This window comes from Streptomyces sp. 4F14 (assembly GCF_048159485.1).
Taxonomy (GTDB): Bacteria; Actinomycetota; Actinomycetes; order Streptomycetales; family Streptomycetaceae; genus Streptomyces.
Genome location: NZ_JBLRVY010000386.1, coordinates 1 through 320 on the forward strand (window position 1 = coordinate 1; position 320 = coordinate 320).

1 protein-coding gene is annotated in these 320 nt (G+C 68.4%); it reads right to left on the bottom strand.

The window, feature by feature from the left end; genetic code table 11:
• A partial coding sequence (locus tag ACLZOT_RS51230) for a response regulator (RefSeq protein WP_416976149.1) occupies positions 1-211 on the bottom strand: 211 nt, incomplete at its 3' end.
• Positions 212-320: the final 109 nt, after the last annotated feature.

A 320-nucleotide genomic window follows, 5' to 3' on the forward strand; every position in this document is an offset into this window, starting at 1 on the left:
TGCGCAGCCTGGGGATGATCTCCAGGCCGAACATGTCGGGGAGGTAGAGGTCGAGCAGCACCAGGTCGGGTTGCAGCTCGGCCACCGCGGTGAGGGCCCGTTCTCCGCAGTCGGCCGTGCCGATCACCCGGAACCCGGCGACGTCGTTGACGAAACCGCGGTGGATCCGCGCCACCATGAAGTCGTCCTCCACGATCAGCACATCGATCATCGGACTCCCTCCGTCGCTCGGTCGGCCGGTCGGCCGACGGACATCCGGGCGGTGAACATGGCGCCCTCCGACGTGTTGGCCACCGACACCTCACCGCCCCGGCGTTTGC